This is a genomic window from Flavobacterium sp. W20_MBD1_R3 (assembly GCF_052119725.1).
Taxonomy (GTDB): Bacteria; Bacteroidota; Bacteroidia; order Flavobacteriales; family Flavobacteriaceae; genus Flavobacterium.
Window position 1 is genome coordinate 111,520 of the sequence record NZ_JBGQOR010000003.1, and the last position, 23,600, is coordinate 135,119.

Sequence of the window (23,600 nt, forward strand, 5' to 3'; positions counted from 1 at the left end):
TAAGATCCAAAAAAAAACCTGCAAGTTATACGTTCTTGCAGGTTTTAAATATTACTGTATTGGTTCGAAACTGATTGCTGTTCCTCCTCCTGGAGCTAAATTCAATTTGATTTTTGATTTGCTGGTCACTACTATCGTTCTTATTTTATAAGCAATTGGGTTGTTCTTCCAATCGGCATCTTTAGCATCTTCATAAATGATGGCTTTGTATTTTTTTCCTTTGGTTAGGAAGTCTAATTTTATTTCTGATGTTCTGGCATTCTCATCTGTGATCGCTCCTAAAAACCAAGTTTCTTTTCCTTTGGTATTTCGGGCAACCGTAACATAATCACCTGGCTCCGCTTCTAAATATCTGCTTTCATCCCAATCCGTTTCAACATCCTTGATAAACTGAAACGCATCTGGATATTTCTCATAATTCTCTAATAAATCAGCCGCCATTTGCAACGGCGAATACATGGTTACATACAAAGCCAATTGTTTAGCAAGAGTAGTGTGAACCTGTTCTGTTTTATTTTTATCATAATAACTCATTTTTACTTCAAAAATTCCTGGTGTATAATCCATTGGTCCACCCAATTGTCTGGTAAAAGGCAAAATGGTTTCGTGGGCTGGCGGATTACCCACACTCCATGCATTGAATTCATTCCCACGAGCCGCTTCGGCAGCGATATAATTAGGATACGTTCTTCCAAATCCGGTTGGTCTTGACGATTCATGAGAGTTAATCATAATCTTATAGTCTGCGGCACGTTTTACCACAAAATTAAAATGATTCACCATAGATTGTCCGTCATGAAACTCGCCACGCGGAATAATTTTACCAACATATCCAGATTTTACTGCTGGATACTCGTATTTTTTCATAAGATCAAAAGCGCGATCCAAGTGTCTTTCATAATTACTGACAGAACCAGATGTTTCATGATGCATAATCATTTTAACGTTTTTTTCTTTGGCATAAGCCGAAAGAGCGGCAATATCGAAATCCGGATACGGCGTTGTAAAATCAAAAACTTCCTCTTTCCAGTTTCCGTTCCAGTCTTCCCAACCTACATTCCAACCTTCTACCAATACGCCATCAAAACCGTTTTTTGCTGCAAAATCAATGTATCGTTTCGTATTTTCGGTAGTAGCACCGTGTTTCCCCGATGCTTTTGGTGCATCTGCAAAATTAGTGGCGTTTTGAGAACCGGCATAATCCCAAGTAGATTTCCCTACGTGCATTTCCCACCAAATTCCAACATATTTCATAGGTTTTATCCAAGAAGTATCTTCTAATTTTGATGGTTCGTTTAGGTTCAAAATCATTTTAGAAGCCACAATATCTCGCGCATCATCGCTAATCATTATGGTTCTCCAAGGCGACACACAAGGCGTTTGAAGATAGGCTTTGTCACCAATGGCATTCGGAACTAATTCGGCTTTTAATTTATAATTTATCACGTCAGCATTCAAATGCATTACTGGATAATTAACTACTGCCGCTTCAAAAATATTGAGATACAAACCTGATGGTGCTTTCATCATCAATGGTGTTTGAACCATGTATTTTCCTGGAATGGACTTCACTCCAATTCCGTTGTTCATATTGATTTTGGAATTATCAATTTCAGAAAATTTTGTTTCGTTGTATTCGTATTCATTGCTGTCGAAATCTCCTGGAATCCAAAATACTTTATTGTTTTCAGTTAAATTGAATTGAGTTACCTCCTCCGAAATGATGAAATAATTCAACTCTGCTTGTTTTGGAAAATCATATCTGAAAGCAACTCCTTCATCAAAGACCCTAAAAATGATATTCATTTTCACCTTAGTTTCCTTGTTGATAAGCGAAATATTAAGTTCATTATAGTGATTTTTAATACTGGATTGTTCCCCTAAAACAGGTTTCCACGATTCGTTAAAGCTTGAAGTTTTTGAAGTTAGGATTTCAAAATTAGTGTCTAAAGCTGGTTTTTCCTTTAATTGTATCCCTAAAGCACTTTCTAAAACGACGACTTTATTTTTGTAATTTACAGCATAAAAAGGTTGACCGTTTGTTCCTAATTTGAAATTTAAGGCAATTTTACCCGATGGCGATTGAACGCTTTGGGCATTGCCTAAATTGAAAAGAAAGAGTAGAAAAAGAGAAAATAAATATTTCATTTTTGAATAATTTTTTTGAATGGATAAAAGTAAATAAAATAGCCGTTTTTAATAGTGTCTCATGTAACAAATACTGTTTTTTTGTTAAAAAAAAAACCCTTCAGTACAAATACTGAAGGGCCGATCATAAATAAACAAACCAAATCTATTTAATCAACTCAAAACTAACTTTCATATCCGTGTTCGAATTTGTACCTACAAAAACCTGAAAAGTACCAGGTTCAGCCAAAAATTCTAAATCTGAATTGTAAAATTTTAATTCTTCGACAGAAATTTCGAAAGTAACTGTCTGTTTTTCTCCTTTTTTAAGGGCAATTTTTTGGAATCCTTTCAATTCTTTGACAGGTCTTGTAACAGAACCCACTAAATCTCTTATATACAATTGAACCACTTCTTTTCCATCATAATTCCCTGTATTAGTTACATCAACAGTAACTTTTACTTTTTCGTTGAAGTTCATTTTATCCGATGAAATTTTCAGATTTGAATAGTCGAAAGTGGTATAACTCAATCCAAAACCAAAAGGAAATAAGGGCTCATTTCTTTCGTCGATGTAGTTCGATCTGAATTTTTCGAACTTTCCTTCTTTATTCCCTAACGGTCTTCCCGTATTTTTTTGATTGTAATAAATCGGAACTTGACCAACGCTTCTTGGGAAAGTAGCCGTCAATTTTCCAGAAGGAATTTCATCTCCAAACAAAACATCAGCAATCGCCACTCCCGCTTCGCTTCCTGCAAACCAAGTATTCAAAATAGCCGGAACTGTTTCGTTTTCCTGAACCAAAACCAATGGACGGCCTGTGAATAAAACTAGAACTACAGGTTTTCCTGTTTTCAATAAGGCTTGCAATAGGTCTTTTTGCGCTTGCGGAATCTCTAAGTTCGTTCTGCTGCTGCTTTCTCCGGACATTTCAGCTGATTCGCCAAGTGCTGCAACAATCACATCGGATTGATTGGCAATTTTCAAGGCTTCTGCTAATAATTCTTCGCTAGTTCTGTCATCACGGTGTAAGGTTTTGCCAAACATGGTTGCTTTTTCTTCGAAAGCCGCATCATAATCCAGATTACTTCCTTTGGCGTAAAGCACTTTGGCATCCTTCCCGGCCACTTCTTTGATCCCGGCTAAAAGGGAAATGGATTTATCCATATTAGTAGCCACACTCCAGGTTCCTGCCATATTTTCTTTGGCATCAGCCAAAGGTCCTATTAAAGCAATCGTTCCTGCCTTTTTCAAAGGAAGCAACTGATTTTGATTCTTTAATAAAACTAAAGATTGAGCAGCCGTTCTTCTGGCTTCGGCTCTGTTGCTTGTAGTAAAAATTTCCTTTTTTGCTCTTTTCGTATCGGTATAGCGATACGGATCATGGAATAATCCCAAATCATATTTGGCATTCAAAATAAGACGAGCCGCATTATCAATTTGTTCGATACTCACTTTCTTTTCGTCTACTGATTTCTTTAAAGTCGTCAAAAAACCTTCACCCACCATATCCATTTCAATTCCGGCATTTAGGGCCAAAGCAGAAACAGTTTGCAAATCGCCCATTCCATGTTCAATCATTTCAGGAATCCCAGTAAAATCAGTAACCACAAATCCGTCAAAACCCCATTGCTTGCGCAATACCTCAGTCATCAACCATTTATTTCCCGTTGCAGGAATTCCGTCTACTTCATTAAAAGAAGCCATAACAGAACCTACACCCGCATCAACAGCGGCTTTGTAAGGCGGAAAATAATCATTATACATTTTAATTCGGCTCATGTCAACCGTATTGTAATCACGTCCAGCTTCTGGCGCGCCATACAAAGCAAAATGTTTGACACAGGCCAAAATAGTGTTATTAAGAGACAAGTCATTCTGCTGATATCCATTGACCATTGCTTTTGCAATTTGGCTTCCTAAATAAGGATCTTCTCCTGAACCTTCAGAAACTCTTCCCCAACGAGGATCACGCGAAATATCAACCATAGGGGAAAAAGTCCAGTTAATTCCATCGGCACTAGCTTCCTGAGCGGCAATTTGCGCACTACGCTCAATTAATTTCATGTCCCAAGTGGCTGACATTCCCAAAGGAATTGGAAACGTAGTTTCATATCCATGAATAACGTCCATTCCAAAAAGTAACGGAATTTTTAATCGGCTTTTTTCGACAGCAATCTTTTGAACTTCATATATTTTTTGAACTGATTTGATGTTGAATAAACCACCCACTTTCCCGTCTTCGATATTCTTCGCTACATTAGAACTGTTAGCAGCTCCAGTGGTTATATCTCCCGATGTTGGTAAATTTAATTGGCCAATTTTTTCTTCTAAAGTCATTTTCGAAAGCAACTCTGCTACGAATTCTGTTTTTGGTTTAATTTTGACGTTCTTTTTGGATGTCTTTTTTTGGCTGTAGCCAAAAAGAGAAAAGCCAATAAGGAGTATAATAAGTTTAATTTTCATTTTGTTTGTTTTTTGTTTGTTGGAACATCCAATCATAAATTTCTTGGTTGTCATATACACGCGACCAACTGTCGTGGTTTGCATCATCAAAAATGGTTAGTTCCACATTAGTGTTGCAGGTTTTTAATTTTTTATACATCGCAATGGAATAATCTACATTGACAACATCATCTAATAATCCGTGAAAAATCCGAATAGGAATAGCTTTGATTTTACAATTTTCGATCATGGGGATTCTGTCTACATATCCTGCAATAGGCACAAAAGCCGCAAAAGTTTCAGGATGTGCAAAGACTAGATTCCATGCGCCCCATGCTCCCATGCTAAGGCCTGTGAGATAAATTCGGTTAGCATCAATATTGTTTTCCTTCTGAATTTTCAGAATCAAACGATACAATACTTCTTCATTCCAATATTCATTTTCTGGACATTGTGGAGCCAAAACGTACGCATCGAGTTTGTTATTTTTCAAATACTTGAACGGTCCGTGCGCTTTTACTTTTTCAATATCCTTGCCTTTTTCACCAGAACCGTGAAGAAAAATAATCAAAGGCTTTTTATCTTTGGCATTCGCCGGAAGCTGTAAAGCGTACGATAATTCTCGTTTTTGTACGATTTCAGTTTTGATTTTCCCAACAATCTCCGTTTGAGAAAAGGAATAACACGACACTAAAAATGCAGTTATTACAAGTAGATACTTCATCAATTTTTAAAGATTATATTTTGTAGAATTAAATCCTAATTTTGCTAAACCTGGTTTTATTTCTGGCGCATTCATAAATAATTTCCATAATAAACCTGAACGGTGATTTTCAATCATGGGTGCAATTGTACCTTGATCAATAGCTAAATATCGTGGTGTTACCCAATTATAATGCGGTGAAAAAGCATCATAAGGCCCGGCTATTCCAACATAATCTGCTCTTTTTTCATCGTATAGATAATGAAGAAACTTCATAGATTCAGCTGGTGTAAAAGGAAAAGAAGAAAGTGCTGCCGTAGGCGTAATTACCCCTAAGTCATTATTGGGTTGGTGTGCTGAATATCCTGTAGAACCATCGCTGTTACGGGAATAACTCGCTGTTAAACCCCAACATTTATCAGAATATCCTGTCCACTGTTTTGGATTAGCAATACAATATGAGTTTATAATTTTAGAATGATTTTGGGTCAATGTCCAATAATCTGCATATTGATCTTTCAAAGTAGTAGGATCTAAACCTAAATAGGAATATTGTGCCCAGAACAGAGGCCCCACATTTCCTGAAGCACCATTATAATTAAAAACGACTGGAATTCCGTATTGTGAACCACCGTTTTTAATAGCTCCATTTCTTGCCCAACCTTGATGATAAGCCTCAGCCGAAATAGGATGTGTAGGTGAAGCAGCTCCCAAAACATAAGTAATCAAACATTCATTATAACCTTCTAACTTGAAGTTCATATCCCAACCGTATTGGGGTGACCAATGCCAGTAAAGAGCATTTTCTCCTTTGGTATACCAGTCCCATTCCACCCCTTTCCAAAGTGTATCTGCCTTTGCGGCCAATGCTTTTTCATTGGTGTTACCGTCTTTAAAATATTCTCTAATGCTTAATAATCCTTGACAAAGGAAAGATGTTTCTACTAAATCACCTCCGTTGTCTTTTGTTCCAAAGGGAATTACTTTTCCGGTTGAACCATCCATCCAATGGGGCCAAGCACCGTGAAAACGTTCTGCATTTTCGAGAAAATTCATAGCAGTTGTAAGTCGGGAAACGGCTTCTGACCGATTTACAAAACCTCTTTCAACACCTACAATTATTGACATCAATCCAAAACCGGAACCGCCTGTGGTGACAATATTGGCTTCAAAGCTAGGATCATTGGTATAATACCGTTCTCTTGCCAGTTTAGAATTGGGTTCGGCATACTCCCAAAAATACTTGATGGCATCTTTTTGAACCTGATCCATAGCCTCAATATCCGTTAGAGGAACTGTTGTAGTTACAGGAGTAGTTGGCAACGGAGTTCCAGTGCCTCCTGTACTATCCGGAGTTGAGGAAGAACATGAAATAAAAAAACTAATACAAAATAGTATGCTCAGGGAAATTTTCATTTTAATAGAAATAATAGGATTAGTAATTTTAAAATAAACCCCTAGTTATAAAAATCTAGGGGTTTACAATCTTTTATCTGTTGTCTTTTTCTAATTTATTAAGTGCTGCTATTTCATTTACAGAAAGTGCCACATTATAAATTCTGAACTCGTCGAGCAAACCCGCATAGCCGGTTGCCCAATCTTGTTGAGAACCATTATTTAGTGGTGGACTTGTTTCAAATTGATGGGTTCCAAAAACAACCTTACCATTGGTACCCGTCATTTCAAAAGCACCATATTTTGGAGCATTATTACTATTATTTAGGTCGCCCGGATTATCCGCAAACAAAGGTGCGATTCCTGCTGTACCATTTGCTGGAGCATAAGGAAAACCGCCTAAATTTGCACATAAAGATCCGTTAAGGTAAGCAGATAGAATGCTCGTACTTGCATTGTACGTAAAGACAATGTGAATCCATTGGTTTAAGCTATTATCAATATTCATTATTGCACCTTGTCCTCGCCAAGCCACACCTGATCTTCCGTTTTCTATACCTAGTTTTAATCGCAATCTGTTTGGGAAATTACTATCAGGATTTTCTAGAAACACATTCAGTCCTCCCCAAAATTCTAATGGTCTTACTATTGAAAAAATACCTTGGGCACCTTTTCCTATTCCTGCAGTGGCAGGATCAACAGTATTTGCAGTATTCATCCAAAAAGCGACTGTAAAATTATTTAATGTTGTTACTGCCGTAGTCGCATTTGCAACAGCATATCGCTCTTGAGAACTTGAACCAGAATAGGCATTTCCTTTGATTCCGGTTGCATAACCTACATTCGTTCCTACAAAACCTGAGATGTTATTTTTACTATCGATAAGATTATTTTCAAAACTCAATTTAGTAATTAAATTATCCGCGGCAATTTCATCTGAGCTTTCGTAACCACCAATTGCTTCATAAGCAATTGGACTGTTTACGGTATCAATACTGTCCTCATTGCAGCTCACAAAAAATTGTGAAGCCAGAACAGAGGCGAACAAGAAAATATATTTATTTTTTTTCATTTTTACTGTTTTAAAAATTAATATCCAGGATTTTGAGCTGACAATCCAGACGCTTCGCTGATAAAGTTTTGTGGTAAAGGAAACACTTCATGTTTTCCTGCTACAAATGTTTTGCCATGAACAGCAAAAGCAGCTACAGCACGAGCAGATCCTGTTCGAACTAAATCAAAAAATCTATCGTGTTCAAAAGCCATTTCGACTCTTCTTTCTTTCCAAATTGCAATTTTTATATCCGCTTGTGAGGAGAATGTTGTATTGGCTAATCCCGCTCTAGTTCTTATTTGGTTCAACAAAACAATTGCTTCAGAAGTTTGATTTAATTCGTTCAGCGCTTCTGCTTTCATTAAGATCACTTCAGCATAACGCAAATATTTGATATTGGTATCTGAATTATCCTGACCAGAATAAGCGGAAGAATAGGCTTTATAATTATACATTGGATTATCAGCATCAGCGGGAACTACTCTGCCATCGTACAAAGTTGCGCCTCTAAACATAATTGTTGCATTTTTTCTGACATCATTCGCTTCATAGGCTTCTAATAAACTTTGAGAAGGCGTATTGAAACCCCAACCCCAGCCACCGGAACCACGAGCACCTTGCGTTTGCGAATATTGTTTGATTCCTTGAGCTGGAAGAGATCCTCCTACTCCTTGAATTTCAAATATAGATTCGGCATCATTTTCTCCAGCTAATCTAAACATAGATGCATAATCAGAAACAAGAGAATATCCGGTAACTAGATTGCAATTGTCGATCACTTTTTGCCAATTTTTTTGGTACAGATTTACTTTGGCTAACAAAGCATAAGCAGATCCTTGAGAAGCTCTTCCTTTTTCGGAAGCGTTGTAAGCGGCTTTATTTGGTAACGCTTCAATTGCGTCATTCAAGTCATTTTCGATAAATGCATAGACTTCAGCAGTTGATTTACGCGTTAATTGCATAATTCGATCTTCATCAGAAGAAGGGTTTGGCAAACGATCTACAATGGGAACACCACCATAGGTTTTGACCAAAGTAAAATACATGAAAGCACGTAAAAACTTGGCTTCACCAATTAATCTGGTACGCAAAGCAGCATTAGCTTGGTCTAATTGTGGAATAATGTTCAATGCTTGGTTGCATCTATTGATTCCTTCGTAATTAGCTGCAAAAATTTCAGTAGTCGAAGGACTTGATGGATTATAGGTCAAGGCATCTAATAAGTCTTTATCAGAACCTGTGTCACTTGGTGATGATCCTTTATCGGCATCATCAGAAGCAATACTAGAAACCCCATTCCAAGAAAAGGAAGACATATTCCAATCTAAAAACTTATTATAAATTGCAGTGACAAAAGTTGCTGCACCGGCATCATTGTTTAATAATGCGATATCATTAGTAGAAATAGATTCGGTTTGATCTACGTCTAAATACTCATCTGAACATCCGGAAATAAAGCAAGCGGATAGAACAAAAACGGAGATATATATTTTTTTCATACTCTTAAAATTTTAAATTAGCACCAATTACAAATGATCTCAAAGTAGGATAAGCATCTAGCTCGATTCCTTGACTTCCATAAGGATCACCATTTCCATTCAATTCAGGCGAAAAACCAGAGAATTTTTGTGTAATTAATGGATTGATCGCATTAACATATATTCTGCAAGAGTTTATAAAATCTCCTTTTAACGGAATTTTATACCCTAACGTAATGTTGTTTATTCTAAAAAAGTCACCTGATTCTAAATAATAAGTAGAAGCGACAGGAACTTGATTAAAAGGCGCTGGATTAGAAGCTGTTGTATTATTTATAGTCCAGAAATCAGTAGCTAAAGATTCTTCGATGTTTTCGTTTCCAAAACGTTGTGCTTTTTTACCATTGTACACTTTTGCTCCTGAAGTTCCATAACCATCAACTGAGAAATCAAAGTTTTTATAGTTCAGTCCTAAAGTAACTCCATACGTTGAAGTAGGTAAAACAGATCCTACATGTTTTTTATCTGCATCATTCAAAGTTCCTTGACTCACTTTTTCGCCTGCGGTATTGTAATACAACATAGTTCCATTTGTAGGATCAAAACCCGCATATTCGTACATAAAAAAACTACCTAGTGGTTGACCAACAGAACTATCGTCTAATACTTTTGTATTTTGACCGTTTCCTAAGCTTCCACCAAGACGTTGTGGTAACCTAACATTTTTTAGCCCTGAAAGTTCATTTTGGTTATTTGAAAAATTACCTCCAACCCAATAGCTCAAATTATCAGCTAATTGATCATCCCAACGCAAAGCAATTTCATACCCTTTGTTTGAAACCTCACCAACATGTGCAGGAGAGTCATTACTTATTCCAGAGGTACTATAAGGTCTTGTGTATAAAATAACATTTGTTGTAGTTTTGTCATACACATCAAAAGAACCTTTTAATCTGCTATTCAAGAATTCAAAATCGATACCTGCAGAAGCTTCCTCGGTAATTTCCCAAGATAAGCTAGGATCAATCTGAGAATTAATTGTTGTTCCTTCACTCAGCAATATAGAACCTCCTAAAGGATAAGTCAATCCTGAAGAAAAGGCTTGATTATTAAGCGGTACGTTTTGGTTTCCTAGTCTACCCCAACCTCCTCTTAATTTCAATAAATCAACTCCTTTAACATCTGCCATAAAACCTTCTTTAGAGATAATCCAACCCAAACCAAAGGCAGGAAAGGTTCCCCAACGGTATTCTTTTCCAAAATTAGAAGAACCATCGCGTCTTAATGTTCCCGTAATTAAGTATCGATCCATTAATTTATATTGGAAACGACCAAAATAAGAAGCTAATTTACTTTCATTTGAAACTGCATCAGTATAATTCATAATATCAGCAGAATAATCAACATCGTTTAGTGCCCAATAATTAGCATCGGCATTTACATTTTTTCTGGTAACAGTCAATGTTTCTCTAGACCCTCTAATAGAAGTTTCAATTCCACCGGTAAGTTCTACATCATGAATTCCTCCAAAAACTTTATTATAAGTAAAGTAATTCGTTAAGTTCCAATTGAAATATTGAGATCTTCCTTTAGTTAATAAATTCAGAGGGACTCCTACATTAGCTGCTTCATAATCCGCAGCACTTGTATTTGGGTTACGCGCCATCCATATTCCTCGCGAATCAGAAAAATTATAATTTTTCCAAGAATAATATTCCCCATTAAATTGAGAGGTAAACTTCAAAGACTTTAAAATATCGTAATCTAATTTTAAACCACCTTGCAAAGTCAAACTTCTTTGTTCTTCATCAAAAAAGTCTAATTGCGCTACCGGATTACCCACATTGTTAAATAAATTACCCGATGTACCTGCAAAACCATTTTCTCCTACAAGAGGAACTCCATACTGACCATCAGGAAAATAGACAGGAACGATAGGCGATTGTTTGTAAGCAGTAGTAAAAGCACCCAAAGGTTTTGGAGTTGAATTAGTCGAACCCAAACTAAAATTTTGACTTAAGGTTATCTTATCAGAAATCTTATATTCATTATTATTTCTAAAAGTAGTACGACCGTAATCTAAACCTTTAAGAATACCTTTTTCTTCATAGTTACCCACACTAAAAAAGTATTTAATCTTTTCTGTTGATCCGGAAACCGAAACGTTATTTTGAGTGTACATTCCCGTTCTAGTTATAGCATCAAACCAATCCGTATTTACGGGTTGATCTTGTGAAAAAGTAGTGGTTTGCAGAGCAGAATTCGAATAATGCGAAAACTTATTGCTTCCTGCCATTTTCACTTTTTTCAAAGGCTGTCTAAATCCTGCGAAAGTTTCAAATTCGACAGATACTTTGTCACCTTTTCCTTTTTTAGTAGTAATAATAATAACCCCATTAGCAGCTCTAGTACCATAAATAGCAAGAGAAGATGCATCTTTCAGAATTTCATAAGAAGTAATATCATTTGTGTTAATATTATTAATGTTATCCGTAGGCATTCCATCTACAACAAATAAAGGAGTTCGTCCTCCAATTGCTGTTCCTAAACCCCTAATAACTACCGTAGGTGAACTTCCTGGTAAATCTGAAGAGATTACCTGAACTCCAGCGGCTTTACCTTGAATAGCTTGCGAAGCATTCAAAACTTTAGTTTTAGAGATTTCTTCTGCTTTTAATGAGGTAATGGAGGACGTATTATCAATTATTTTACGGGTTCCGTAACCAATTACTACCACTTCATCTAGTTGCATATCTTGATCCTCTTGAAGAGTAATCTGCATCAAAGTTGCAGATGCTGCAACAGAATAAGATTGAAAACCCAACATTGATACTTGCAAAATTTCACCCGCCACTGCCTTGATTTCAAAATTTCCATCAAAATCACTATTTGCATTGGTTTTTGAATCAACCGCAATTATAATTGCACCAGGAATTCCAATACCATTCTTATCTGATACTATTCCCTTAATGACTTGACCAGACATATAAGCTGGAAGCAGTATGAGCGCTAAAAAGCTCAAAATAAAATTTCTCATATATTAATAAATTGTTAAAATGTTAATGAAGCTAAGATAGATAATTACAACGTTATAGTTAGTCAAACAACACTACTACGCGACTACATCAAAAAATATAAATTGATAGTACAATCAACGGATTAGGCTATTTAATAAGCAAATAGACATGTTAGTTAGCCAGGTGTTGATGTAGTAATGATGTACTGTGTTTTATACTATAAAAACAGCGTTCCAATTAAAGTATCAATAAAAAAACAGAGGTATTTATAAGTTTAATAAAAATTTAGACAGATTTTCGTCCTGAACTAAATTTAATTTCTTTCTTAAACGATAACGATGTAGTTCCACTCCTCTAAAAGAGATGTTCATCAGCGGAGCAATTTCTTTCGATGAAAGATTCATTTTTAAGTAAATACAAAGTTTAATATCCTTAGAAGTTAGGTTGGAATATTTCTTCGAGAGCGTACCAATAAATTCATTATGAATTTGGTTTAGATTATTCTCAAAAACCTCCCATTCATGCTTATTTACAGCATTGATTTTTATAGCTTTTTTTATTTCACTTTTAAGTCGGTTGAAATCGGTTTCCGAATCCAGAATTCCTTGAATATTTTCAATCATTTCACTTTGCTTAGCTATAGAAAGTGATTTACCCGCAACTTCAGATGATTTGGTTTGTAATTCTAATTCAAGAATGTGCCTTTCATATTCTTGAACATTCAATTTATTTTCAGCTTTTAATTCCATTTCTAGAATTTTACTTTGATGTTTTAGTTCCTCATCCCGCAACTTCAACTTTTGATTGTAACGTAGGTTGTTCCATTTATAATACAAGTATAAGATGACCATTGCTGCACTTAAATACAATGCAATCATCCAAAAAGAAAAATACCAAGGCTTAGCTACACTAAATTGAAAATCAGCAATGGTAGTATAATTCAATCCATTATTTCGATAAATAGTGACTTTATGAGAACCACTACTTAGATTATTCAATACGATAATTCCGTCTTTGATTGGCATAAAATTACCTGACGCAATAGTTTTAAAAAACAAATTTGGTTTTGCAGCTCCAAATTTACCTGATATTACATGTAATTTTAACTCTAAATTGTAGTTTATCTTCGATTTATTTTGAATCAGACTACTGTCACTAAAGGCTTCGATTCTTACAGTTGCATTTTGATTGGGTTGTTGTTTCAATTGAAGAGCAATAAAACCGTCATCAAGATTTAATAAATAACTTTCTTTATTTTTAAAAATTTTCAAATTGTCATTAATGATTTTTCCTAAATAATATTTTTCATGAATAACATTCCAGACAAATTTGTTTCCAGCAGCATAAATATGATACAAAAGACCATTTTGAAGAACCACGAAATGACTCTCATCTATTGATGCAATATCGGTAACGTTTTTAAAATTAGAATTGAATACTATATCTTTTTCCAATTGGTTCGCAATTGAATTATAGGTATACCACGACTTATTGATAAGAAAAAGAATCTCATTTCTGAACTCAAATATTTTCACTCCAAAATCATTTTTGATTTTACTATCTTTAGTAACATTTTTGATTTCTGTTGTTTCATAAGCATCGTTATACAAAATTCGATACAGACCTCTATTATTATCCGCAGCCCATATTTCATTTTTCCGATTTTGAGCTACGTATTTTATAGGTTTCAAAAGACCATGAATAACTTTTTTCTGACTTAAATCGTTCTTATCGTTATAAATAATCACCCCGCTGTACGTAGCTTGCAAATATGAATTGTTGACGCCACTTTTTACGAGATTCCAACCACCATTTACGGCACTCAATTGAGAAACACTTCCGTTTTCATAAACAAAAGTACCTTCATTATGTCCTATAAGAAATTTATTATTTATTTTACTAATATTCCAAGCTTGTCCCTGTGTACTTGGAATCAAAGAAAGTTCCTTATTTTCATATTTATAAACACCGTGATTAGAAGCCATCAAATAGCCTTTTGGAGTACTTGCTACCGAATAAACCGACCCTAAAATACCGGAATTATCATAAAAAATTGAAATGGGGGAATTAACCTCAATATGAGCAATTCCGTTATCCAAACCAATCCATAAATCATTTTCTTTATCGACTCCCATACTCAAAATCGAGTTGTTCATCAATACATTATTTCTATTAATATTTTTATAGGAATTAGTTTCTAAATCAAATAAATAAAGGCCTTTACTACCAGTTCCTACAACTAATTTACTATTGCTGATGAATTTAGCGGCATTGATATTAGCCGTTTTCAAAATAGCATTTAAAGGATTTTTCCAAGGGCTCAAAACACCCTTATCGTCAACATAAACCCCATTTTTTTTAGTAAAAATATAAGTTCTATTTTGGAATTTTTCAACTGCATGAATCACATTATTTTCCACTAGTGACCAACCTTGAATTTTTTGAAATTTAGAGCCGTTCATCTTAAAAATTCCATCCTCCACTGAAGCAACTAACAACTGATCGTCGACCACAAAACAATAGGAAGCCAAGAAAGAAAAGGCTTTCTTCTTGATATCTTTTCCATCAAATAGAAAAATTCCATTGAATGATTGAAAATAAATTTTTCCTTTGAACTTAAATATCTTCCAAATCTCCTCATTATCACTATCCTCAAAAACCTTGGTTTTATCAGAAATAGAAACGTAAAACATCGTGCCATTTTTGCGCTGCCAATACCCAAATTCTTTATAAGAACCTGAATAAATCCTGTCACCATCAACCAGTATCGAACGAATGATTGTCTTGTTGGGCAATGTATATTTCTCCCATTTTACGCCATCATATCTTAGCAAATAGTAATTGTTAGCAAAGTACATCGCATTATCATTTCCTTGAGCTACATTCCAAATCTGGTTATCGCCTTGATAATCTGATTTGTTGTAATTTTCAACAAAAGGAAGTAACTCCTGAGCAAAAAGTTGGAATGAAATAAAATATAAAAAGGTTATTATAGTAATTTTTAATTTCAAAAGGTGGTGTTTTTATTTTCAAATATAAATAGATTTCTCAAATAAAAGGCATAAAAAAAGCTTCTGAATGCAGAAGCTTTCCTAAGAGCAACGTATTTTCTTAATTCTTCAATAATTCAAATACTTGATTGGCAATCTCGATTTCTTCATTAGTTGGTACAATCAATATTTTAGTTTTTGATTCTGGTTTATTGATTTCTCGGATCTCTTTTGAACGAATATCATTTTTAGCCTGATCCAGTTCAATTCCAAAATATTCCATATCCGTACACACTAATTTTCTTATGTAAGAGGAATTCTCACCAATTCCAGCCGTGAAAACAATAGCATCTAATCCGTTTAATACTGCGGCATAGGAACCAATATATTTTTTTATTCGGTACGCATTCATTGCTAAAGCCAACTGACAATCTTCATTTCCGTTCTCTGCATTTGCTTCTATATCTCTCAGGTCACTGTATCCCGTAAGGCCTAACATTCCGCTTTGTTTTTGCAACATCGTATTGACAGCTTCCAATGAATAACCTAAAGAATTTACCAGATAAAAAATCACGGATTGATCAATATCACCGCTTCGTGTTCCCATAATCAAGCCATTCATTGGCGCAAATCCCAGGGTATGATCAATACTTTTCCCGTCTTTAATTGCGGTCATACTGCAACCGTTTCCTAAATGTATTGTGATAATATTTGAGCTTTTCTGTACAGCGTTTTGTTTTAAAAAATGAATCGCGTTTTCTGAAACATATTTATGACTAGTGCCATGAAAACCGTAAACACGAATTTTATTTTCTGTCAAAAGATAATTGGGTACCGCATATTTGTGTGCTACAACAGGAATCGTTTGATGAAAAGCGGTATCAAAAACAGCCACTTGTTGCGCCGAACAAAAAATTTCTTCTGCTACAATTATTCCTTCTAAATTAGCAGGATTGTGCAAAGGAGCCAAATCAAAAAGCTGTCTAATTTTATCTTTTACTTCTTTAGTAATGATCACGGTATTCGAAAAGTTGCTCCCGCCATGTACCACGCGGTGTCCCACGGCTTCTATTTCATCGGTACTTTTAATCACACCTACTTTTTTATCCATTAGTAAGTTCGCAATTTTTTCTAAACCAATTTTATGATTGGCAATTGGCAGCGTTTCTTCTAATTTAGTGGTATTTGTTACGTACGTTAGATTAGAAGTTTCTAACCCAATTCTATCAATCATACCAGAACAAACAACTTCATTTGCCGGCATGTTGATTAGTTGATATTTTATAGAGGAACTTCCAGAGTTTATTATAAATATTTTCATAATTTATTTATGGAGGTGGTAACTAAATACCTATTATTTCTAAATGATAATAGCATAGGCCTGTACCTTACTTTTGATTAAATTTATTTTATTATTTTTTTGTTTTTAAAACAAGTGTTCAAAAACAAAATGCGCTAAAATGATGTTACTATCATTGTCAATTACCTACCGATAGGTTGTATTTTGCTACCATTTTAATAAAATAATTCAAGTGAAACGCTAAAAAATTTCTTCTTTATTGCTTTCTTTTCTTATGCTCTAACGCTCTTCAAAAGTATACAATTAAATGACGATCTGATTAAATATTATTTATAAATACTCTCTTTTTTAAAGTGAACTGTCAGTAAGTAATACACAACCACTCTATATTTATTTCGGTTAGAGCGACCGTATTTTTCCATAACAGCGTCGATCGCAGCATCTAATTCAGGTTCCTCTTTAAGTCCTAATTTCTTGATTAGGAAATTGTTTTTTACCGTGTCTAATTCAGCTTGCTGACTTCCGGCTATGGTTGCAGAATCATCATTATAAATTGACGGACCACAACCAATAGTTACTTTTGTTAACAAATCCATATCTGGATTAACGCCACATCTGTCTTTTAAATCGGCGGCATACTTTACGATTAATTCTTCTCTTGCACTCATAAAAAAAAGTTTACTATTTGATTAATAGATTTTTACTCCCTCAAATTTAAACATTAATTCATCTCCTTTTACGAACGTCAAAAATTGATTAAACCAATTCTTTAAAGTATTGAAGTAAAATACTGTCGTTTTTTAATGTGGGTGTGAAAATTTCCAAAATACTTGGTTTTTCATTTTGAGCATACAAAGCGGTCAAACTTCTTGATAAACTAGCTTCATCGCTAGCGATACTATATTCAAAACCATACATTTTAGCCAAATGTTCGGCGGTTAAACAATGAGCCGTTTCAAAGAAGGTATTAAAAACAGGACTTTCTTCATGTCCTGGTAAAATTCTAAAAATCCCTCCACCTCCATTATTGATTAGAATAATCTTGAAGTTTTTCGGGACATAATTATTCCACAACGCATTGCTGTCATATAAAAACCCAATATCACCCGTTATAAATACCGTCTGTTTAGCATTGGCTACAGCCGCACCAATAGCAGTAGAAGTACTTCCGTCGATTCCGCTAGTACCGCGATTGCAATATACTTCAATCGAAGGGTCTATATCTATTAATTGTGCATACCGAATGGCCGAACTATTGCTGATTTGCAATTGACTGTTGATTGGTAGACATTGCATCACTTTTTCGAAAACTTTAAAATCCGAAAAAGGAATTTTATCTAAATAAATATCGCTTTTTAGCTTTCGCAATGCTTTTACAGCGTCTAATTGTTGAAAATAATTACTTTCGATTAAATTTGTGAGTGGCAAGAAAGTGTCAAAAAATACATTTGGGTCAACTTCAAAATGTTTAGTCAAAGCACCAAAAGTATCATACGCTCTCCAAGAATCAATATGCCAATGGTGTTTTGGTTTGTATTTTCTTAAAAAAGCCTTGATTCGTTTTGAAACAACCATTCCGCCAAAAGTCAACAATATTTCTGGACGTAAATCCTCAAAATTCGCAGTTGTAAAAGGCGTAATTATCGTATCAATATTATTGATAAAAGTATCGTGATGAAGGTTAGAAGTCGTTTCAGTCAACACTACAACCGACTCCTCTTTGGCGAAAGCCTCAATTATTTTTTCATTGATTGCATTCGGTTCATTTACGCCAACCAAAATCATTTTTTTAGTGGAGTTATTCCAAATCGTTGCATATTCAGCAACATCTTTCATGGAAATCGTCTGAGTCACATTTGCGAAAGCGACAGTATTTACTTTGACTGAAAGCTCCGAAACGGTTTCATACAACGGTTCTTCAAAAGGCGCATTGATGTGAACAGGACCTTTTTGAGTAATAGCCGTATTAATCGCCTCGTTGATTTTTAAATCATTCTCGATTGAAACATCCTCATGCAAATTAGCATTGTATAGCGAATGGTTTTCGAATACATTTTCTTGTCTAATCGTTTGTCCGTCGCCAATATCAATTTTGCTTTGCGGTCTGTCTGCCGAAATCACAATCATAGGAATCTGACTGTAAAATGCTTCCGCAAAAGCGGGGTAATAATTCAATAGTGCCGAACCGGAAGTACAGACCAATGCCACTGGCTGCTTGGTTTGTTGTGCGATTCCTAATGCAAAAAAAGCAGCTGAACGTTCATCAGCAATACTGTAACATTGAAAGGCAGGATTATTTACAAAACCAATTGTAAGCGGGGCATTTCGGGAGCCCGGAGAAATAATTATGGTGGTAATTCCTTTGGACAAACAAATTTCAATAATGCTTTGTGCTAAAGGTATTTTGGGGTAAATCATTGTATACATTTTCTGAGATACAAAGTTACAAACTTGCTGCCCTTTTTCCTTTATTTTTAACTGTTATTTCTTATTTTTGGAGCAAATAAACAACACATGGAAATTAGATTACGAGCTTACAAAACAGAAGACACACAAGCTATTTTAGATATCATTAATTACAATATTTTGCACTCTACGGCGCTGTATGATTACAACATCCGAACATTTGATCAACAAAAAGCCATACTCGAAGAAAAAATTAAAAAAAATTTTCCTGTTATCGTAGCAGAATTAGAGGGAAACGTTGTTGGTTTTGGAATGTATAGTGAATTTCGTTTTCGCGAAGCCTATAAATTTACGGTTGAACATTCTGTTTATGTCAACCAAGACCATCATGGAAAAGGTATTGGAAAAATTCTACTTCAGGAATTAATTCGTCTTGCGAAGAATCAAAAATTACATACGATGATTGCTGTAATTGACGCTGAAAATCAAAGTAGTGTAGAATTTCATGAGAAATTTGGTTTTAAAACCGTGGGAGTAATCAAGGAATCTGGCTATAAATTTGATCGTTGGTTGCACTCTGTTTTTATGCAATTGATTTTAGAATAAAACAATTTTTTCATGATGTAATTCATTTTATGCTCTATTTTGACTTTATGAATTTTATAACTTTAAGACTTGCTACTTTATAGTATATTTGCACAACTAAAAATTTCATGGATTATACCTTACTCTCCTCGCCTTTACAGGGATTTACCGATTTTCGTTTTAGAAATGCCCAAAACAAACTTTTTGGAGGTATTGATACATTTTACTCGCCTTACATTCGCCTAAACGGAAAAATGGTTATCAAGCCGTCTTACGAACGCGATTTACTTCCGGAGAACAATCTTGATTTAGAGGTGATTCCGCAGGTGATCACAAACGATGCCGATGAATTTTTATTTGTGGCCAAATATGTTCGGGAATTGGGTTATAAAGAGTTGAATTGGAATTTAGGCTGTCCGTATCCTATGGTTACCAAGTCAGGTATGGGAGCTGGACTAATTAGCAATCCAGAAAAAATTAATAATATTCTTCACAGAGCACATAATGAATCGGATATTATTGTATCTATGAAAATGCGGTTGGGTTATGAAAACAGTGAAGAAATTCTTGATGTTTTGCCTGTTTTAGATACCTATCCTATTAAGAATATTGCCATTCATGCGCGTATTGGAAAGCAACTGTATAAAGGTGGCGTGAATCTGGATGCGTTTCAGCAGTGTGTTGATAAAACCAAACATAAATTGTATTACAATGGTGATATAACTTCCGTTGCTAAATTTCATGAGATGCAACAACGATTTCCAAGCATTGACCATTGGATGATTGGCCGAGGATTAATTTCGGATCCATTTTTACCCAGTATGATAAAAAACAATACATTAGAATATCCTGCAAACAAAATAGAATTGTTCAGTGCGTTTCACGATACTTTATATGCTATTTATAGCGAATCACTTTCTGGCTCAACCCATATTTTATTGAAGATGTACCATTTATGGGAATATTTTTCGGCTACTTTTTCGAATCCACATAAAGTTTTAAAAAAAATAAAAAAAGCGCAAAGCATCCGAAATTACGAAGCTGCTGTAGCTGAAATTTTCAAAAACGAAAAGTTTTAATTTGTAGATTTAAAAATAAAAAAAGCGATTTTCAGTTTCCCGAAAATCGCTTTATTATTTTATTACTTCTTGATTATGCTTTGATCCAATTCAATACTTCTGGATCAGTTACTAATGTTTGCGGAGCAATTACTTTTTCTAATTCACCATTTTCGTTGATTAGGTATTTTTGAAAATTCCATTCTACTTGAGAATCTTGCAAGCCATTCTTCGATTTTTGAGTCAAGAACTGATAAATAGCAGCCATATCATCTCCTTTTACAGAAATCTTGTCCATCATTGGGAAAGTCACTCCATAATTTCTTTGACAAAAAGTAGCAATTTCTTCATTAGTCCCTGGCTCTTGAGAAGCAAAGTTATTTGCAGGAAAACCTACAATTACTAATCCTTTATCTTTATATTCTTTATAAGTTGCTTCTAGATCTTTGTACTGCGGTGTCAATCCACATTTTGAAGCTGTATTCACAATCATGATTTTTTTCCCTTTCAAAGTAGCAAAATCAAAACTGTTTCCTGTTAAATCTTCTACTTTGAACTGATAAATCGTTTCTTTAGCAACTAAGGGTGTACTCATTTTATTTTCGGATTTTTGTGGTTGTGCCTGATTTTGGCAACTAAATAATAGTAAAGCGCAAGAGGCTATGAATACTAAATTTTTCATATTTGAAATTTTTTATAAAATTAGATAAAAATTTGTTTTATCAAAGCATTTTTTTGTTAAACAGTCGTTAAATAAAAAAAGAAGCCTGACATCATGAAATGCCAGGCTTCCAAACAAATAAACAACAAATCGTAATGTGGTATTTAAAACGTATAGGTTATTTTTCCTTTCATGAAGAAAGGCGTTCCTGGAGTAAAATGAATTTCTTCAACACTTTCAGGTTCATTTTGAAGCCTGGATTCAGTGGCAAATTGGGTTTCGTTCCATGCTGTATCAAAAATATTCTCTACTGCAATTCCAAAATTGATATTCTTATATTGGTAATTAACATTTAAATCTGAAATAAAATAACCTTTGGCAACAATGGAATTATCTTCATTCGCAGGGCGATTTTTTAAGTAACGATAGCGAATTCCTCCTGAAAACCCATTCACTTTTTGGAAACTTAACCCTCCAGTTGCGGTAAAATCTGGTGCTAGCGGAATGTAATCCTGACCTTTTGGTTCATCACTGCTTCTGGCATACGTATAATTTGCATCCGCATCAAAATACAACCAATCATTCAATTGGTAACGCAATCCAAGCTCTGCTCCCAAACGTTTTGATTTTCCGCTTGGCTCAATAATTCCTGCATCTCCCACATAAACAAACTCCTGTTCTAAAAACAAATACCATAAAGCTGAATTCACAATCAACTTAGGAAATGGTTTCCAAATGGTACCAATATCTGTTCCTATTGCGGTTGGTAAAATTTGTTTTCCACTGTTTTGAACGACAACACGGGCATCATTCGAATGGAAACCCATTCCTGATTTTACAAAAAATTGCAAGTTGTTATTTTGCGAATAAATGAAATTCAATTTAGGTGAAAACTTAACTTTTGATTCCGATTGTGTTTTGTAATTCTCCATTAATTTATCCTGATAATTGAATTTGAAATAATCCAATCTGATGGCCGGATTAATCATAAGTTTTCCAAAAGTAAATTCGGAATTCAAATAGGTAAATAAATTAGACTCATCAATATCACCCAGTTTTATATTTTCAAGAACCGTTCTTCTGTTTAAAGTATGCGAAAGCTCCGTATCTGTTGTAGCATCGGCACGAAAACCAGCTCCAAATTGCAACAAAACATCTGTATCATTTATTTTAGTCTTCTTATTCAACTCCGCATTCATTCCGTATATATCACGATTTTCTTTTTGTTTAATTTGGTCTCCGTTTATTGGATCATCTAAAAAGAACGTAAAATTAGAGTATAATTCAAATTGATAATTCGAATAAAAAGCATTCGCTTTTAAAAACGTATTTTCATTAATTGGTTTGCTCAAACTCGCATTAACATTAGTTCGAGAAGTATTTCCTCCTTCAGTATCATCAACAGCACCAAATCTCGAAATTGTTCCATTATCAACCAAACGCTGCGGAATTTGTCCCGAAGCGTCCCATTTGCTAGAAAAGCGAGAAGCTAAAATTGAAAACTTGCTGTTATCCTTCAAAATGGCAGAATATTTCCCTAACAAGTTGATTCTGTTAAAATTTTGAGGGGAATCAAACGGACCATCCGTCAAGATATATTCTGTGGCAATGTAAGCGCTTTGTGTTTTTTGGTTACCCAAAAGATTAAACAATCCTACGGTTCTCAGAGTATTGAATTGTCCTACTTCGACACCAATACTACTTTTTTCTATTTTATCTTTAGTTTGGAAGGTAACGTATCCTGCCGTTGCAAAATCCCCTTTGTTGGCATAATACGTTCCTTTTCCAAAATCTATTTTTTCTACCGTTTCCGGAATTACAAAATGCAAATCTGCATAACCCTGACCGTGTGCATGAGAAACCATATTCACTGGCATTCCGTCTACTGAAATTGCAATATCAGTTCCGTGATCGATGTCAAATCCTCTCAAAAATATTTGCTCTGCTTTTCCACCACCGGCATGTTGCCCGATGAATAATCCGGGAACTTTTCTAAGAATTTCCTGAGAAGAATTCACTGGAGTGGTTTGCAAATCTATTTTTGAAATGACATTCATTGCCGAAAGTTTCGGTTGGATTACTATCTCATTTAATCTAAATATATCATCTTCCATTACAATCACCTCTTCGGAAAAATTAAGGGTAAAATTTGTTTTTTTATATCCCAAAGCGGTTATTTTGATTACATCACCTAAAACCGTTTTATCCAAACTGAACAATCCAAATTCATTGGTGTGGGCATGACTTTCAGAATTTGTATTGACTAAATAGGCATTTTCAACAGGATTTCCATCATGATCCAACACCTTTCCTTTTTGGATTTGTGCATAGGAAGACAACCCAAAAAGGGTAATCAACACTAAAATAATATTTTTCATAC

15 protein-coding genes are annotated in these 23,600 nt (G+C 34.7%); 2 read left to right on the plus strand and 13 right to left on the minus strand.

Features of this window, described 5'->3' with window-relative positions; all coding sequences use genetic code 11:
• Nucleotides 1–51: 51 nt before the first annotated feature.
• From ACEN2F_RS06425 to menD, 11 genes are all read right to left on the minus strand, one after another.
• Nucleotides 52–2,148, minus strand: a complete 2,097-nt coding sequence (locus ACEN2F_RS06425; RefSeq protein WP_441737102.1) for a glycoside hydrolase family 97 protein — start codon at nucleotides 2,146–2,148, stop codon at nucleotides 52–54.
• Nucleotides 2,149–2,293: 145 nt separating this feature from the next.
• Entirely contained in the window at nucleotides 2,294–4,594 is a 2,301-nt protein-coding gene (gene bglX / locus ACEN2F_RS06430; RefSeq protein WP_441737105.1) for a beta-glucosidase BglX, read from the minus strand.
• On the minus strand, nucleotides 4,584–5,297 hold the full coding sequence (locus tag ACEN2F_RS06435) for a prolyl oligopeptidase family serine peptidase (protein WP_441737106.1): 714 nt from the start codon (nucleotides 5,295–5,297) through the stop codon (nucleotides 4,584–4,586). The genes bglX and ACEN2F_RS06435 overlap by 11 nt, the downstream gene beginning before the upstream one ends.
• A 6-nt stretch (nucleotides 5,298–5,303) precedes the next feature.
• Nucleotides 5,304–6,692: a glucoamylase family protein gene (locus ACEN2F_RS06440; RefSeq protein ID WP_441737108.1), complete on the minus strand. Its 1,389-nt coding sequence runs from the start codon at nucleotides 6,690–6,692 to the stop codon at nucleotides 5,304–5,306.
• Between the two features lie 73 nt (nucleotides 6,693–6,765).
• Nucleotides 6,766–7,743, minus strand: coding sequence for a LamG-like jellyroll fold domain-containing protein (locus ACEN2F_RS06445; RefSeq protein WP_441737111.1), 978 nt, complete (start codon nucleotides 7,741–7,743; stop codon nucleotides 6,766–6,768).
• Nucleotides 7,744–7,760: 17 nt separating this feature from the next.
• On the minus strand, nucleotides 7,761–9,224 hold the full coding sequence (locus tag ACEN2F_RS06450; protein WP_441737114.1) for a RagB/SusD family nutrient uptake outer membrane protein: 1,464 nt from the start codon (nucleotides 9,222–9,224) through the stop codon (nucleotides 7,761–7,763).
• Nucleotides 9,225–9,228: 4 nt separating this feature from the next.
• Nucleotides 9,229–12,240: a SusC/RagA family TonB-linked outer membrane protein gene (locus ACEN2F_RS06455; protein ID WP_441737116.1), complete on the minus strand. Its 3,012-nt coding sequence runs from the start codon at nucleotides 12,238–12,240 to the stop codon at nucleotides 9,229–9,231.
• 246 nt (nucleotides 12,241–12,486) lie between these two features.
• Entirely contained in the window at nucleotides 12,487–15,231 is a 2,745-nt protein-coding gene (locus ACEN2F_RS06460) for a histidine kinase (protein WP_441737119.1), read from the minus strand.
• Nucleotides 15,232–15,331: 100 nt separating this feature from the next.
• Nucleotides 15,332–16,531: an acetate/propionate family kinase gene (locus ACEN2F_RS06465; protein ID WP_441737121.1), complete on the minus strand. Its 1,200-nt coding sequence runs from the start codon at nucleotides 16,529–16,531 to the stop codon at nucleotides 15,332–15,334.
• A gap of 305 nt (nucleotides 16,532–16,836) precedes the next feature.
• Nucleotides 16,837–17,178: a DUF2853 family protein gene (locus tag ACEN2F_RS06470; protein ID WP_441737124.1), complete on the minus strand. Its 342-nt coding sequence runs from the start codon at nucleotides 17,176–17,178 to the stop codon at nucleotides 16,837–16,839.
• A gap of 88 nt (nucleotides 17,179–17,266) precedes the next feature.
• Nucleotides 17,267–18,928 (minus strand): 2-succinyl-5-enolpyruvyl-6-hydroxy-3-cyclohexene-1-carboxylic-acid synthase, encoded by a 1,662-nt coding sequence (gene menD, locus ACEN2F_RS06475; protein WP_441737126.1) that lies wholly within the window; start codon nucleotides 18,926–18,928, stop codon nucleotides 17,267–17,269.
• Nucleotides 18,929–19,024: 96 nt separating this feature from the next.
• Between menD and ACEN2F_RS06480 the strand changes: the two genes are divergently transcribed.
• On the plus strand, nucleotides 19,025–19,522 hold the full coding sequence (locus ACEN2F_RS06480; RefSeq protein ID WP_441737129.1) for a GNAT family N-acetyltransferase: 498 nt from the start codon (nucleotides 19,025–19,027) through the stop codon (nucleotides 19,520–19,522).
• 107 nt (nucleotides 19,523–19,629) lie between these two features.
• Entirely contained in the window at nucleotides 19,630–20,580 is a 951-nt protein-coding gene (locus tag ACEN2F_RS06485; RefSeq protein WP_441737132.1) for a tRNA dihydrouridine synthase, read from the plus strand.
• Nucleotides 20,581–20,653: 73 nt separating this feature from the next.
• Here the strand turns inward: ACEN2F_RS06485 and ACEN2F_RS06490 are convergent, their stop codons facing one another.
• Together ACEN2F_RS06490 and ACEN2F_RS06495 are read right to left on the minus strand one after the other, a co-directional pair.
• Nucleotides 20,654–21,154 carry a glutathione peroxidase gene (locus ACEN2F_RS06490; protein WP_441737544.1) on the minus strand — a complete coding sequence of 167 codons (501 nt, stop codon included), beginning with the start codon at nucleotides 21,152–21,154 and terminating at the stop codon, nucleotides 20,654–20,656.
• A gap of 230 nt (nucleotides 21,155–21,384) precedes the next feature.
• Nucleotides 21,385–23,598: a TonB-dependent receptor gene (locus tag ACEN2F_RS06495; RefSeq protein WP_441737134.1), complete on the minus strand. Its 2,214-nt coding sequence runs from the start codon at nucleotides 23,596–23,598 to the stop codon at nucleotides 21,385–21,387.
• Nucleotides 23,599–23,600 lie beyond the last annotated feature (2 nt).